The organism is Klebsiella sp. H-Nf2 (genome assembly GCF_002806645.1).
Taxonomy (GTDB): Bacteria; Pseudomonadota; Gammaproteobacteria; order Enterobacterales; family Enterobacteriaceae; genus Klebsiella; species Klebsiella variicola.
Genome location: NZ_PIBL01000002.1, coordinates 206,747 through 220,917 on the forward strand (window position 1 = coordinate 206,747; position 14,171 = coordinate 220,917).

Annotated in this window: 15 protein-coding genes and 1 riboswitch; of the genes, 7 read left to right on the forward strand and 8 right to left on the reverse strand. The window is 58.0% G+C overall.

Annotated elements, in window-relative coordinates:
- The first annotated feature begins 94 nt into the window (after positions 1-94).
- A riboswitch (FMN riboswitch) is annotated at positions 95-246 on the forward strand.
- 105 nt (positions 247-351) lie between these two features.
- Positions 352-1,005, forward strand: a complete 654-nt coding sequence (gene ribB, locus CWM58_RS07695; RefSeq protein ID WP_061153284.1) for a 3,4-dihydroxy-2-butanone-4-phosphate synthase — start codon at positions 352-354, stop codon at positions 1,003-1,005.
- Between the two features lie 61 nt (positions 1,006-1,066).
- Here the strand turns inward: ribB and zupT are convergent, their stop codons facing one another.
- Positions 1,067-1,837, reverse strand: a complete 771-nt coding sequence (gene zupT, locus CWM58_RS07700; RefSeq protein ID WP_100680670.1) for a zinc transporter ZupT — start codon at positions 1,835-1,837, stop codon at positions 1,067-1,069.
- A 186-nt stretch (positions 1,838-2,023) separates the two neighbouring features.
- Between zupT and ygiD the strand changes: the two genes are divergently transcribed.
- Complete coding sequence (gene ygiD, locus CWM58_RS07705) at positions 2,024-2,815, forward strand: 4,5-DOPA dioxygenase extradiol (protein ID WP_100680671.1); 792 nt, start codon at positions 2,024-2,026, stop codon at positions 2,813-2,815.
- Positions 2,816-2,860: 45 nt separating this feature from the next.
- Here the strand turns inward: ygiD and CWM58_RS07710 are convergent, their stop codons facing one another.
- From CWM58_RS07710 to tolC, 3 genes are all read right to left on the reverse strand, one after another.
- Positions 2,861-4,021: a glutathionylspermidine synthase family protein gene (locus CWM58_RS07710; protein ID WP_100680672.1), complete on the reverse strand. Its 1,161-nt coding sequence runs from the start codon at positions 4,019-4,021 to the stop codon at positions 2,861-2,863.
- 5 nt (positions 4,022-4,026) lie between these two features.
- On the reverse strand, positions 4,027-4,698 hold the full coding sequence (locus CWM58_RS07715) for a DUF1190 family protein (protein ID WP_061153288.1): 672 nt from the start codon (positions 4,696-4,698) through the stop codon (positions 4,027-4,029).
- A 168-nt stretch (positions 4,699-4,866) separates the two neighbouring features.
- A complete protein-coding gene (gene tolC, locus CWM58_RS07720) occupies positions 4,867-6,339 on the reverse strand; it encodes an outer membrane channel protein TolC (protein WP_100680673.1) in 1,473 nt (490 codons plus the stop codon).
- Between the two features lie 196 nt (positions 6,340-6,535).
- Here tolC and nudF point away from each other — a divergent pair, with 196 nt between their 5' ends.
- The 5 genes from nudF to parE are packed head-to-tail and all read left to right on the forward strand — an operon-like array spanning position 6,536 to position 10,940.
- Positions 6,536-7,168, forward strand: a complete 633-nt coding sequence (gene nudF, locus CWM58_RS07725; RefSeq protein ID WP_100680674.1) for an ADP-ribose diphosphatase — start codon at positions 6,536-6,538, stop codon at positions 7,166-7,168.
- A complete protein-coding gene (locus CWM58_RS07730) occupies positions 7,165-7,587 on the forward strand; it encodes a DUF1249 family protein (protein WP_002916847.1) in 423 nt (140 codons plus the stop codon). Before nudF ends, CWM58_RS07730 begins: the two co-directional genes overlap by 4 nt.
- Positions 7,588-7,611: 24 nt before the next feature.
- Positions 7,612-8,439: a 3',5'-cyclic-AMP phosphodiesterase gene (cpdA, locus tag CWM58_RS07735; RefSeq protein ID WP_100680675.1), complete on the forward strand. Its 828-nt coding sequence runs from the start codon at positions 7,612-7,614 to the stop codon at positions 8,437-8,439.
- Positions 8,439-9,014: an esterase YqiA gene (yqiA, locus tag CWM58_RS07740; protein ID WP_100680676.1), complete on the forward strand. Its 576-nt coding sequence runs from the start codon at positions 8,439-8,441 to the stop codon at positions 9,012-9,014. Before cpdA ends, yqiA begins: the two co-directional genes overlap by 1 nt.
- A 30-nt stretch (positions 9,015-9,044) precedes the next feature.
- Positions 9,045-10,940 carry a DNA topoisomerase IV subunit B gene (gene parE / locus CWM58_RS07745; protein WP_061153293.1) on the forward strand — a complete coding sequence of 632 codons (1,896 nt, stop codon included), beginning with the start codon at positions 9,045-9,047 and terminating at the stop codon, positions 10,938-10,940.
- 72 nt (positions 10,941-11,012) lie between these two features.
- Here the strand turns inward: parE and CWM58_RS07750 are convergent, their stop codons facing one another.
- The 4 genes from CWM58_RS07750 to qseB form a co-directional block, all read right to left on the reverse strand.
- On the reverse strand, positions 11,013-11,327 hold the full coding sequence (locus tag CWM58_RS07750; RefSeq protein ID WP_008806512.1) for a putative quinol monooxygenase: 315 nt from the start codon (positions 11,325-11,327) through the stop codon (positions 11,013-11,015).
- Positions 11,328-11,408: 81 nt separating this feature from the next.
- Complete coding sequence (locus tag CWM58_RS07755) at positions 11,409-11,990, reverse strand: NAD(P)H-dependent oxidoreductase (RefSeq protein ID WP_100680677.1); 582 nt, start codon at positions 11,988-11,990, stop codon at positions 11,409-11,411.
- Positions 11,991-12,096: 106 nt separating this feature from the next.
- Positions 12,097-13,446: a quorum sensing histidine kinase QseC gene (qseC, locus tag CWM58_RS07760; RefSeq protein WP_100680678.1), complete on the reverse strand. Its 1,350-nt coding sequence runs from the start codon at positions 13,444-13,446 to the stop codon at positions 12,097-12,099.
- On the reverse strand, positions 13,443-14,102 hold the full coding sequence (gene qseB / locus CWM58_RS07765) for a quorum sensing response regulator transcription factor QseB (RefSeq protein ID WP_100680679.1): 660 nt from the start codon (positions 14,100-14,102) through the stop codon (positions 13,443-13,445). The genes qseC and qseB overlap by 4 nt, the downstream gene beginning before the upstream one ends.
- Positions 14,103-14,171: the final 69 nt, after the last annotated feature.

The window sequence follows — 14,171 nt, forward strand, 5'->3', positions numbered from 1 at the left end:
TTGATCATTGTAGTGCGAACCAGGCCGCCTATAAACCAGAAATGTTTGAAGCTTATGCATTGCCGAGGATAGTCAATAGCGTTATAGTTATCTCGCTTATTCTCAGGGCGGGGCGAAATTCCCCACCGGCGGTAAATCAACCATTGCGTTGAAAGCCCGCGAGCGCTTCCCGTGACTACGGGAAGGTCAGCAGATCCGGTGTAATTCCGGGGCCGACGGTTAAAGTCCGGATGGGAGAGAGTAACGGCACAGTCGGGCCCAGGCCCGCTCACGTTGACTTTTGCCGCTAAACCGGCGCTCCTAAGACTGCCCTGATTCTGGTAACCATAATTTTAATGAGGTTTTTTTACCATGAATCAGACGCTCCTTTCTTCTTTTGGTACCGCTTTTGAACGTGTGGAACACGCTTTGGACGCCCTGCGCGAAGGCCGCGGCGTGATGGTGCTTGATGATGAAGACCGTGAAAACGAAGGCGATATGATCTTCGCCGCCGAAACCATGACCGTTGAGCAGATGGCGCTGACCATTCGTCACGGCAGCGGCATTGTGTGCCTGTGCCTGACCGACGATCGCCGCAAACAGCTGGATCTGCCGATGATGGTGGAGAACAACACCAGCGCCTACGGCACCGGCTTTACCGTGACCATCGAAGCGGCCGAAGGTGTGACCACCGGCGTCTCCGCTGCCGACCGTGTGACCACCGTCCGCGCGGCCATCGCCGACGGCGCGAAACCTTCCGATCTCAACCGTCCAGGCCACGTCTTCCCGCTGCGTGCGCAGCCGGGTGGCGTACTGACCCGCGGCGGCCACACCGAAGCCACTATCGATCTCGTGACCCTGGCTGGCTTTAAACCGGCAGGCGTGCTGTGCGAGCTGACCAATGACGATGGCACCATGGCGCGCGCGCCGGAGTGCATCAAGTTCGCTCAGCAGCATAATATGGCGGTGGTCACGATTGAAGATCTGGTGGCCTATCGTCGCGAACATGAGCGTAAAGCCAGCTAAATAGTGGTTCGCTACGCCTGAACACAGCCCACTTTTTAGTGGGCTGTGTTGTTTCTGCGCCTTACCCGATGCCCATCGTCTGGAGTACCACCAGGCTCAGCCCCATCACCGTCATCCCGCACAAAACGCCATAGCTTGGGTTGCTTTGCGGATCGATCTCTTTCGCCAGCGGCATCAGTTCATCGACGGACAGTGCCACCATAATCCCGGCGACGGCAGCCATGATCGCGCCCATCACCAGCGGTGAGACCAGGCTGCCCAGAATCAACCACGCCAGCACGCCGCCCAAAATTTCCGCCATGCCGGAAAGCCCGGCCCAGAGCACCGCCTTGCTGCGCGATCCGGTGGCGGCATACACTGGCCCGGCAACGGCCAGTCCTTCAGGAATATTGTGCAGGGCAACGGCGAGGGCCACGCCCATGCCGAGTTCCAGGTTGTTGCTGGCCGTGACATAGGTGGCGATCCCTTCCGGGAAGTTATGCAGGCTGATACCCAGCGTCAGCAGAATAGCGGTGCGACGTAAATTACGCGGGCGTGGCGTGGCGGGGGTCATCAGATCCTGCGGGTGGGCGTGCGGCAGCAGGCGGTCAAGGCCAAAATAGCCCAGCAGGCCGATGACAAACATCCCGTAACCGAGTAGCGGCGACATGCCTTCTGCGGCCAGCGCGGCAGGCAGCATTTCCATCAACGAAATCAATAGCATGATCCCGGCGGCAAAGCCGAGGGAGAAGCCAAGCAGACGGTTAGAGGGTTTCTGACCAATCACGCCAAATATGGCGCCAATAAAGGTTGCGCTACCGGCTAACAGCGTCAATATTAAGGGTGATGACATCGCTACTCTCCCTGTGAAAATAAGTGCATATGAGTATATTGCCTGAGGATGCGCGTACGGGACACGTCCCTTTACCGCGAATTACATTCAAATTTTCTGACGATCATCATCATGGTTATCTGAGTTTATCCTGGCGCAAAAGCGCGTAATGTGAGCACATCACATTGACACCCTAAGGATATCATCATGTCCCGTACCCGAATGCCCGCGTTGTTTCTCGGCCATGGCAGCCCAATGAACGTGCTGGAAGACAACATTTATACTCGCGCCTGGGCTCATCTGGGCGAAACCCTGCCGCGTCCGAAGGCGATTGTGGTGGTCTCTGCGCACTGGTTTACGCGCGGTACGGGCGTGACGGCGATGGAAGCCCCGAAGACCATTCACGACTTCGGCGGTTTCCCGCAGGCGTTGTATGACACCCATTATCCGGCGCCGGGCTCTCCGGCGCTGGCACAACGCCTGGTGGAGCTGCTCTCGCCAGTGCCGGTCACTCTCGATAAAGAAGCCTGGGGATTTGACCATGGCTCGTGGGGCGTGCTGATTAAAATGTATCCGCAGGCGGATATCCCGATGGTTCAGTTGAGCATCGACAGCACCAAACCGCCGGCCTGGCATCTCGAAATGGGGCGGAAGCTGGCCTCGCTGCGTGATGAAGGCATTATGCTGGTGGCCAGCGGCAACGTGGTGCATAACCTGCGCACCGCCCGCTGGCACGGCGAGAACACGCCGTACCCATGGGCAGAGTCCTTCAATAACTACGTGAAGGCGAATCTGCAATGGCAGGGGCCGGACGATCAGCACCCGCTGGTTAACTACCTGGCGCATGAGGGGGGATCGCTCTCCAACCCAACGGCGGAGCATTTTCTGCCGCTGCTGTATGTCCTGGGAGCGTGGGATGGTGTTGAAGCGATTACGATCCCGGTCGATGGCATCGAGATGGGCTCACTGAGTATGCTGTCGGTGGTGGTGGGCGCCTGATAAGAGATTGTGCTCCGGCGGCGATATCGTCGCCGGAGCGCGACATTATTCGACGAAAATGTGCGGATAGAAGCGCGACAGATCCTGGGTGATCAGCGCCCGATCTTCGCGAATGCCGATCCCGGCGGGCTGATCGTTGATGAGCCAGCTGCCAATCAGCGTGTAGCTGTCACCAAACTTCGGCAGGGGGTAAAACTCCTGCACGATGGTCCCTTCTTCCCCGTACGGACCTTCCACCGACTCCACGACCTTGCCCTGCTCAACAATGGAGACGTTGGCCCCTTCACGGGAGAAGATCGGCTTAATGACGTACTTCTCCATCTCCGGGTGGGCATCTTCGCTGAAGTAGGCCGCCAGCAGATTCGGGTGATTGGGGAACATTTCCCACAGCATCGGCAGCAACGCTTTGTTGGAGATAATGCTTTTCCACGCCGGCTCCAGCCAGCGGACGCCGGCGTCTTCCAGCTTGGTGGAGAACATCTCCCGCAGCATAAACTCCCACGGATAGAGCTTGAACAGGTTACCAATCACCTGATCCTGCAGATCGGTAAACTGGCCTTTTTCGCCAAGGCCAATATCTTCGATGTAGAGGAATTCCGTCGCCAGGCCAGCTTCGGCGGCGCAGTCCTGCAGGTACTGCACGGTGCCGCGATCTTCAACGGTATCGCGGCAGCAGGCCATATGCAGCAGTTGGAAGCCAAACTGCTCGCGCAGCTCGCCGAAGCGCTCGATGAGCTTTTCCTGCAAGCTGTTGAACTGGTCACTGCCCGCTGGTAGCTTGCCAGCGTTGAGCTGGTCTTCCAGCCAGATCCACTGGAAGAAGGCCGCTTCATACAGCGAGGTCGGGGTGTCGGCATTGTTCTCCAGCAACTTCGGTTCGCCAACACCATCCCAGGCCAGGTCGAGACGCGAGTAGAGCGACAGCTGGTTGGTTTTCCACGACTGGCGCACAAAGCCCCAGGTGTGTTTAGGGATGCGGAATTTGGCCATCAGCTCATCGCTGGCGATCACTTTCTCCACCACCTGGAGGCACATTTGGTGCAGCTCGGCGGTGACTTCCTCCAGCTTTTCCACCTGCGCGAGGGTCAGCTTGTAATAAGCCTCTTCGCTCCAGTAGGGCTCGCCGTACATGGTGTGGAAGTTGAAGCCGTACTCGGTCGCTTTCTCGCGCCAGTCCGGGCGCTCAGTAATACTGACTCTTTCCATGCGAGTTAGCCGCCCATCGAGCGAGAAGAGGACGTTGAGCCTGCGGCGCTACGCTGCATGGTCGACTGCTTCGCCACCGACTCGCCGAAACCTCCGCGGGTCACGGTGGTGGTGGTGGCCGGCTTCGGCGCCATCGCGGTTTTCGGCACGTTCATGGTGCGCCCTGGCTGGGCGGCGCCATAGTTCTTGCCGCTGGCGTCGGTGTACTGACCATAAGCCGGGCTGGCCGGATTTTTCGAGCTGAACAGCGGCTGCTGTTGCGCCATGCCGCCGCCCATCAGGCGGCCCATCATATAGCCGGCCATCAGCGGCATCCAGAAGCTGCCGCTGCTTTGCGCCTGCGCCTGGTTTTCCGGGGCGACGCCCGCCTGGGCTGGCGTCTGCTGGCACTGGCCTTCGCCAAACTCGGCGACGCAGTCTTCACGGGTGGCATATTTCGGCGCGGTGCGTTCGGCTTCTTTTACCGCGTTGGTGTAGGCCGTGGTGCACTCAGCTGCTTTGCCCGGGTTAGCGGCGGAGCAGTCATCAGCGTTCTGGTACAGCGACACCGTTTCGTCGCTTTTTTCACAACCGGCAAGCATAAAAACCGCGGTGACGGCCAGCGCGACCGGCGTCAGATGACGTGCGCTCCAGCTTTTGCGGAATGACGAGTGATTAATTTTTTTTGTCCGTTTCATATTTGTCTTCCAGGACCCAGTGGTATGGCGTGTGTTAACGCTCAGGATAGAGGATGAGTGGTGGAAAATGAAGCGAAGAGGGGCGATAAGCGGGGGATCTTTACGTTGCCTTACGTTTAACGCATCGCCTGTCCGACGGACAGGCGATGCACGTCACAGTAATGCGAATTACTGACGGAACGGATTGCTGCTGCTGGTCTGCGTCGTCCGCGTGGACGCCGGTTTCACCGCTGCGGTGGTGTTGCCATAGCCATCGGCGGTGGCATCCTGCTGCGGATTTTCCGGCGCGACGCTGTCCGCGGAGGTGGGGATCGGTTTGCCCAGCGTGTTGTTCAGCGCCACCAGATCCTGCTCGTTCAGGGTACCTAACGCCGACTTGATATTCAGCTCGTTGATCAGGTAGTTATAGCGCGCATTAGAGAGCTGCTGCTTGGCGTTATACAGCGTAGTGGTGGCGTCGAGGACGTCAACGATGGTACGCGTACCCACCGAGTAGCCTGCTTCCATCGCATCCAGGGAGCTTTGCGCAGAGACCACCGCCTGTTTGTAGGCGTTGATGCTGCTGATGGAGGCATTCACGTTGTTAAACGAAGAGCGGACCGTTTGCACGACGCTACGGTGGGCGCTTTCCAGCTGCTCGCTGGCGCCAACGAAGTTGTATTGCGCCTGTTTGACCTGCGAGGTCACCGCGCCGCCCTGATACAGTGGCAGAGAGAAGTTCAGGCCGATTTGGTTCTGCCCTGCATCGTTATCCTGGTATTGCTGAGGATTATTATGGGTTTTTGAACCACTGTAGCTAGTATTCGATACCCCACTCGACGCGGATAGGCTGAGCGTCGGCAAATGCCCGTCCTGCGCCTGGCGAATCTGCTCGCGAGCCAGGTCCTGGTTCAGACGCGCCTGCAGCAGCGACAGGTTGCGGTTCTCCGCTTCCTTCAGCAGGGCGTTGACCGCCTGCGGCTTGTTGGTTTTGAAGCCATTCACGTTCAGCGAGGCCAGCTCCGGGTAGTAGTTGCCGGTGACCTGGCGCAGTTCTTCGACGGCGTTGTCGAGATCGTTACGCGCGGTGACTTCGTTCGCCAGCACGGCGTCGTATTGTGAACGGGCGTTCTGCACGTCGGTGATTGCCACCAGGCCTACGTTAAAGCGCTGCGTGGTTTGATCCAACTGACGGTAAATAGCCTGTTTCTGCGCTTCGGTATAGGAGAGCGTGTCGATGGCGGCCAGCACTTTAAAATAGGCCGTCGCGGTATTCAGAATCAGCGTTTGCTGATCGGTCTGATACGTGACATCCTGAATCCCTGCCGTTTTTTCCTGCAGCGTCAGGGCGCGCCATTTCGACATATCAAACAGAACCTGCGTTAACTGCAGCGAGCCGCTGGTGACGTTTGAATTGATGCCGTTGCTGTCGCGGTAGCCATTGTTATAGGTATAATCCGCTCCCAGCCCAAGCTGAGGCAGTAATGGACTGCGCGCTTCATTGATCTTTTCGAACGCGGCGTCACGATCGGCTGCCGATTTACGCAGATCGGGGTTGCTGATGCGCGCCTGCTGGTAAACCTGAAGCAGGTTTTCCGCCTGGCTCATGGCGCTGAACCCGGTCAGGCTCAGGCCGATAAGAATGGGGAGCAATTTCTTCATTTGCATTCCTTGTTGTGAAGCATTTAGCGCTGGTCTAATTCTAAGAAAAATTCCGCTGATTGTATCGATTCTGCCGCCGTAAAAAGTTGGCGTTACGTGCCATCCGGCGGTAATTTGCACCAATCTAACATACGGACCGTAAAACGGTAGCCAAACGGTCTGGAAATCCCTAATTTCGGATTCGCAGGACATGACAATGAGCAAACCCATTCAGCAGGGAATTACCTTCTTCAAAAATGATGTAGAAATTATTGCACGCGAAACGCTGTATCGTGGTTTTTTTTCGCTCGATTTATACCGTTTTCGCCACCGTCTGTTTAACGGCGGCATGAGCGACGAAGTCACCCGTGAAATTTTTGAGCGCGGGCATGCCGCCGTCTTGCTACCCTTTGACCCGGTGCGGGACGAAGTGGTGCTCGTCGAACAAATCCGTATCGCCGCCTATGATACCAGCGAGAGCCCGTGGCTGCTCGAAATGGTCGCTGGCATGATCGAAGAGGGGGAAACGGTGGAAGACGTTGCCCGTCGTGAAGCGCTGGAGGAGGCCGGACTTGAAGTCGGGCGGACGAAACCAATATTAAGCTATCTGGCCAGCCCTGGCGGCACCAGCGAACGGTTATCGATCCTGGTGGGAGAAATTGATGCATCCACGGCAAAAGGCATTCACGGCCTGGCCGAGGAAAACGAGGATATTCGGGTGCATGTGGTGAGCCGGGAACAGGCTTACCAGTGGGTAGAAGAGGGGAAAATCGATAACGCAGCCTCTGTCATCGCCTTGCAATGGCTGCAATTGCATTATCACAATTTACGAAACGAGTGGACAAAATGAAGCGTTATACACCTGACTTCCCTGAGATGATGCGCCTGTGCGAGACCAACTTCGCGCAGTTGCGCCGCCTGTTGCCGCGAACGGATGCAGCGGGTGAGAAGGTAAGCTATCAGGTGGGAAGCGCGCAGTATCGGTTAACGATAGTTGAATCGACCCGCTACACTACTCTGGTGGCGATAGAACAGACTCTGCCTGCGGTGAGCTACTGGAGCCTGCCATCCATGACCGTTCGCCTCTACCATGATGCCATGGTGGCCGAAGTGTGTTCGAGTCAGCAGATCTTTCGCTTCAAAGCGCGGTATGATTATCCTAATAAAAAGTTGCATCAACGCGACGAAAAGCATCAAATTAACCAGTTTCTGGCCGACTGGCTGCGTTACTGTTTAGCACATGGAGCGATGGCGATTCCGGTTTGTTAGCGTCGTTAAACCTAAGGACACCATTTGGAAAGCCTGTTAAACCTACCTCTGGCTGGTGAGGCCAGAGTCAGGATCTTACAAATTACTGATACTCACCTGTTTGCTGAAAAACATGAAACGTTGTTAGGCATTAATACCTGGGAAAGTTATCAGGCCGTACTGTCGGCTATTCATGCCTCACAGCGTCCATGTGATCTGATTGTCGCAACAGGCGATCTGGCGCAGGACCACTCCTCCGCGGCCTATCAGCATTTTGCTGAGGGTATCGCGAGTTTTGCTGCACCCTGCGTCTGGCTACCGGGTAACCATGATTTCCAGCCGGCGATGTACAGTACGCTGCAGGAGTCAGGCATTTCACCCGCCAAACGTGTGTTTCTCGGCGACCACTGGCAGATCCTGCTGCTGGACAGCCAGGTATTTGGCGTTCCCCATGGCGAGCTGAGCGACTTCCAGCTGGAGTGGCTCGAACACAAGCTGGCGGAAGCGCCGGAGCGTTATACCTTACTCCTGCTGCACCACCATCCGCTGCCTGCTGGTTGCAGCTGGCTGGATCAGCACAGCCTGCGCAACGCTGGCGCGCTGGACCGCGCGCTGAGCGCCTGGCCGCGGGTGAGGCATCTGCTGTGCGGCCATATTCATCAGGAGCTGGATCTGGACTGGAATGGCCGGCGCATGATGGCGACGCCGTCGACCTGCGTTCAGTTCAAACCGCACTGCGCCAATTTCACTCTGGATACCGTCTCACCCGGCTGGCGCTGGCTGGAGCTGCATCCTGATGGGACGCTGATCACCGAAGTGTGCCGCCTGGAAGGCGCCGAGTTCCACCCGGATATAGCTTCAGAAGGCTACTGATGGCGACGCTTCTTTATCTGCACGGCTTTAACAGTTCCCCGCGCTCGGCGAAGGCGATGGCGTTAAACACCTGGCTGTCGCAGCAGCACCCCGACATCACCATGGTGGTACCGGAGCTGCCGCCTTATCCGGCTGAAACGGCAGAGCTGCTGGAATCTATTTTGCTGGAGCATGGCGGCGAGCCACTCGGGGTTGTGGGGTCGTCGCTGGGCGGCTACTACGCGACCTGGCTGTCGCAGTGCTTTATGGTGCCGGCAGTGGTCGTCAACCCGGCGGTGCGCCCGTTTGAACTGCTGAACAATTTTCTCGGCCACAATGAGAATCCATACACCGGGCAGCAATATGTGCTAGAGTCTCGCCATATTTACGATCTCAAAGTCATGCAAATCGACCCGCTTGAAGCGCCGGATTTACTCTGGTTGCTGCAGCAGACCGGGGATGAAGTGCTTGATTACCGCCAGGCCGTTCATTACTACGCCTCCTGCCGGCAAACGGTGGAGGAGGGCGGTAATCACGCATTTGTCGGCTTTGACGATCATTTCACTCAGATTATCGAATTTCTCGGCCTGTGCTAAACGGCCCTGAACGACCTACGAATACACACCATGACGCAATCTTCATATAACGCTGATGCCATTGAGGTACTCACCGGGCTAGAGCCGGTGCGCCGCCGTCCGGGCATGTATACCGACACCACCCGTCCTAACCATCTTGGTCAGGAAGTTATTGATAACAGTGTGGATGAAGCGCTGGCAGGCCACGCCAAACGCGTGGAAGTTATCCTTCATGCCGACCAGTCCCTGGAAGTCATTGACGACGGGCGCGGCATGCCGGTCGACATCCATCCGGAAGAAGGGGTGCCGGCGGTCGAGCTGATCCTCTGCCGACTGCACGCGGGCGGGAAGTTTTCCAACAAAAACTACCAGTTTTCCGGCGGCCTGCACGGGGTCGGGATCTCGGTGGTCAACGCCCTGTCAAAACGCGTAGAGGTGAATGTTCGTCGCGACGGTCAGGTCTACAGCATCGCCTTTGAAAACGGTGAAAAAGTAGAAGATCTGCATGTCACCGGTACCTGTGGCAAACGCAATACCGGGACCAGCGTCCATTTCTGGCCGGACGAAAGCTTCTTCGACAGCCCGCGTTTCTCCGTTTCGCGTTTGACCCACCTGCTAAAAGCGAAAGCGGTGCTGTGCCCCGGCGTGGAAATCGTGTTTCGCGATCAGGTCAACGACAGCGAGCAGCGCTGGTGCTATGCCGATGGCCTTAACGACTACCTGTGCGAAGCCGTAAACGGCTTGCCGCTGCTGCCGGAAAAACCGTTCGTCGGCACCTTCTCCGGCGAGACGGAAGCCGTGGACTGGGCGCTGCTGTGGCTGCCGGAAGGCGGCGAGCTGCTGACCGAAAGCTACGTCAACCTAATCCCGACCATGCAGGGTGGGACGCACGTTAACGGTCTGCGTCAGGGACTGCTGGATGCGATGCGGGAGTTCTGCGAATACCGTAATATCCTGCCGCGCGGCGTGAAGCTGTCAGCGGAAGATATCTGGGATCGCTGCGCCTATGTTCTGTCGGTGAAAATGCAGGATCCGCAGTTCGCCGGGCAAACCAAAGAGCGTCTGTCGTCGCGCCAGTGCGCGGCGTTCGTCTCTGGCGTGGTGAAAGATGCCTTCAGCCTGTGGCTGAACCAGAACGTGCAGGCTGCTGAACTGCTGGCGGAGATGGCTATCTCCAGCGCCCAGCGTCGTCTGCGCGCTGCTAAGAAAGTGGTGCGTAAAAAGCTGACCAGCGGTCCGGCATTACCGGGTAAGCTGGCGGATTGTACCGCGCAGGACCTGAACCGCACCGAGCTGTTCCTCGTCGAAGGGGACTCGGCGGGAGGCTCGGCGAAACAGGCGCGCGATCGCGAATATCAGGCGATCATGCCGCTGAAAGGCAAGATCCTGAATACCTGGGAAGTCTCTTCCGATGAAGTGTTAGCTTCGCAAGAAGTGCACGACATTTCGGTGGCAATTGGTATTGATCCGGATAGCGATGACTTAAGCCAGCTGCGCTACGGCAAAGTTTGTATTCTGGCGGATGCGGACTCCGATGGTCTGCACATCGCTACCCTGCTGTGCGCGCTGTTTGTGAGACATTTTCGTACTCTGGTGAAAGAGGGGCACGTCTACGTCGCGCTGCCGCCGCTGTACCGTATCGACCTTGGTAAAGAGGTCTACTACGCGCTGACGGAAGAAGAAAAAACCGGCGTGCTGGAGCAGCTGAAGCGCAAGAAGGGCAAACCAAACGTCCAGCGTTTTAAAGGTCTGGGTGAGATGAACCCAATGCAGTTGCGGGAAACCACGCTTGATCCGAACACCCGCCGCCTGGTGCAACTGGTGATCAGCGATGAGGATGAGCAGCAGACCACGGCGATGATGGATATGCTGTTGGCCAAGAAGCGTTCCGAAGACCGTCGCAACTGGCTGCAGGAGAAGGGCGATATGGCGGACCTGGAAGCCTGAGTCTGCACGTTTCACCAGACGTAAAAGGGAGCCTCAGGCTCCCTTTTTCATTTCACGACTGCGTCGGCGGGCTTAGACGCCAGGCTGCAGGATACGGATGGTGGTTTCCAGCACATCGCCTTTGACCGCTTCCGACCAGGCTTTCATGTGTGGCGTCTGCAGGTGCGCTTCAAGATGCGCGACGCTTTCCCACTGCTCCACCATGACGATAGAGTCGGGGGCCGTGGTCTGGAAGCTGACGCCGGCGGCATGATCTACCATCGGCGCGTAGCCGTGGCAGCCGGCCTCCTGCAAAACGGTCGGAATGATTTTCGCGAACTGATCGAGAACCGCCTGACGGTGGTGCTGGCCCGGGCGGGTACGGATTTCTGCAATCACTGTTAACATGGTTAACTCAACTCCTTCTGTGTGTATCTCGTCATACTCCAGGTTCGAATAACTCGAAATATGTAGAGCGTAGACTTGTAGTTAACCAAAAATTTCCGCCAGATGCTTGCGATATTCTGCGATATACCGTGGGACATCAGGCATTTTAATCACGTCGTTGGCGATAAAGGTCGGCAGCGCTTCCATTCCCAGGAACTGGTTGGCTTTATGGAACGGCAGGTAAACGCCGTCAACGCCAACGCCGTGGAAGAACTGGTCTTCGTCGGTGAAGGCTTCCATCGGCGCGTTCCAGGTCAGGGAGAGCATATATTTTTTCCCCTGCACCAGGCCGCCGGAGCCATATTTTTTGTTGGCGTCGGAGCGGGTACGACCGTCGCTGGCGTACAGCGAGCCGTGGCCTTCAGTAAAGACGTCATCCATATATTTCTTCACCGTCCACGGCGCGCCCATCCACCAGCCAGGCATCTGCCAGATCACCACATCGGCCCACAGGAAATTCTGCACTTCTGCTTTTACGTCGTACTCGCTTTCGGCGCGAACGCTTTTAACATCGTGCCCGGCGTCGCGCAGATAACTCTCCGCGACCTCGGTCAGGGTGTCGTTCAACTGGCCATTGGAGTGTGCGAACTTTTTTGCGCCATTAATAATCAGGATGTTGCTCATCATTTGTCCTCAATCTTGAAAATTTGCCGACGATCTTACCCCGCGAAGCGGGGCAGTAAAATGAGCAAAATGTGCAAAGTCTTTTGCCAAATGAGCAATAATCTCGCTACCAGTACACGCGGGCTTCGAAGCCGCCGTCGCGCGCGTTGGCGAAATCAACCTGCATGCCATGCAGCGAGGCGATGCGCCGGACGATCGACAGGCCCAGGCCGCTGCCCGGCGCGTCCTGCCCCGGCGGGCGATAAAAACGCTCGCCGATGCGCGCCAGTGCCTGCGGGCTAATGCCTGGGCCGTTATCACGCACCCGAAACTCGCGGGCGTTGAGCGTGATATCAACCTGGCTGCCGCGCGGGCTGTAGCGTACGGCGTTATCCAACAGGTTGCGCACCAGCAGGCTGAGCAGCAGCGGCTGGCCGGTGCGGGCGATGCCGGCGGCATTAAGATGCAGGCGCAGCTCAATCCCGGACTGCTGCGCGTGGTGATACATCTCCATCACCGCCGACTGTAGCAGGTCGTCGATGGCGACCGGTTGCACGTCGTCCAGTTGGGCGAGTGAGTCCAGCCGCGACAGCGTCAGCAGCTGATCGACCAGCCGGGTGGCGCGATCGATCCCCTGGTGGAGCTGGGCCAGCGCTTTCTCACGTCCTTCTGCATCGTCCATAGAGAGCTGGGCGACTTCGGTCTGCACCTTCAGCGCCGCCAGCGGGCTGCGCAGCTCATGGGCGGCGTCAGAGGTAAATCGACGTTCGCGCAGCATGGCGTCGTGGGTGCGCTGGAACAGCTGATTCAGGGCCTCGACCAGCGGGCGGACTTCGGAGGGGATCTTCTCCACGCTGAGCGATTCCGCTGAATCCGGCGCGCGCAGGCGCAGCGTGCGCGCCAGCTTTTTCAACGGCGCCAGTTCGCGGCTTAACAGCACGATAAGCAGCACGAACATCAGCGGCAGGGCGATCATCCACGGGGTGAGCTGCGAGGTCACGATATCCATCGCCATTTCACGCCGATAATCCCACTCCTGGCCGACGGCGATGCGATGGCGACCGTCGGCGGTGGTTAGCCACAGGAAGCGCCATTCGTCATCATCGCCGCGCAGGTAGCCATCACTGAACCCCTCGCGCTGCGAGCTCCACTGGATATCCTCCCCGTTCTCGCCGTCGTTGAGCACCATGGTGCCGTCGCGGGTGAAGATGGCGAACGCCAGCGCGTCGTCGTCGATGTGTCCATGCCGCACCTTTTTCTTTTCACCGAGCGATGCGGGTGGGGCGCGGAGTTCATCGAAATGCATGGCGCTCAGGCGGCGGGCGAACAGCAGCTGCTGGGTATCGAACAGCTTATCCAGCTTTTTGCTGGTTTGCTGCCAGGCGATCACGCTGGCGACGCCCCAGGCGGCCGCGGTCAGCACAGCAAACAGCAGCGTCAGACGGACGCGCAGGCTCAGGCGGGCAAGTCGTTTCATGCGTCACCCAGGGTATAGCCGATGCCGTGGACGGTGCGGATAAACCCGCTGCCGAGTTTGCGGCGCAGATGATGGACATGAACTTCCACGGCGTTGCTGGAGACCTCGTCGTCCCAGGTGTAGAGCTTTTCTTCGATAAGCTTGCGCGGCAACACGCGACCGGCGTTACGCAGCAGCAGTTCCAGCAGGGCGAACTCTTTCGGCTTTAATACCAGGCTCTCGCCGTCGAGGCTGGCGGTTAAGCGGCTCGGGTCGAGGCTCACCTTGCCGTGGCGCAGCTCGCTGCTGCTCTGGCCGTGCGCGCGACGGATCAACGCTTCAAGACGCGCCGCCACTTCAATCAGGGCGAAAGGTTTGCACAGGTAGTCATCGGCGCCGAGCCGTAGCCCCTCCACTCGCTGGCTGAGCGCATCGCGGGCGGTGAGGATCAGCACCGGCTCATGGTGGCCCTTGTCCCGCCATTCGCGCAGAATATCGAGGCCATCGATGCCGGGGAGGGTGAGATCCAGGATTGCGGCGTCGTAGGGGGCGCTGTATAAGGCGTTTTTGCCCTCCAGTCCGGCGGTAAACCAGTCGATGCTGAAGCCCATTTTGCTTAGGCCGGCTTTGATGCCGTCACCGATCAGCTTGTCATCTTCCACCAATAATATGCGCATGTTTCCCTCCGACGATCCTGTTTCTTAGCGCAGTAAACCGCGTTGAAGCCGGCGATGTACAGCATTAAA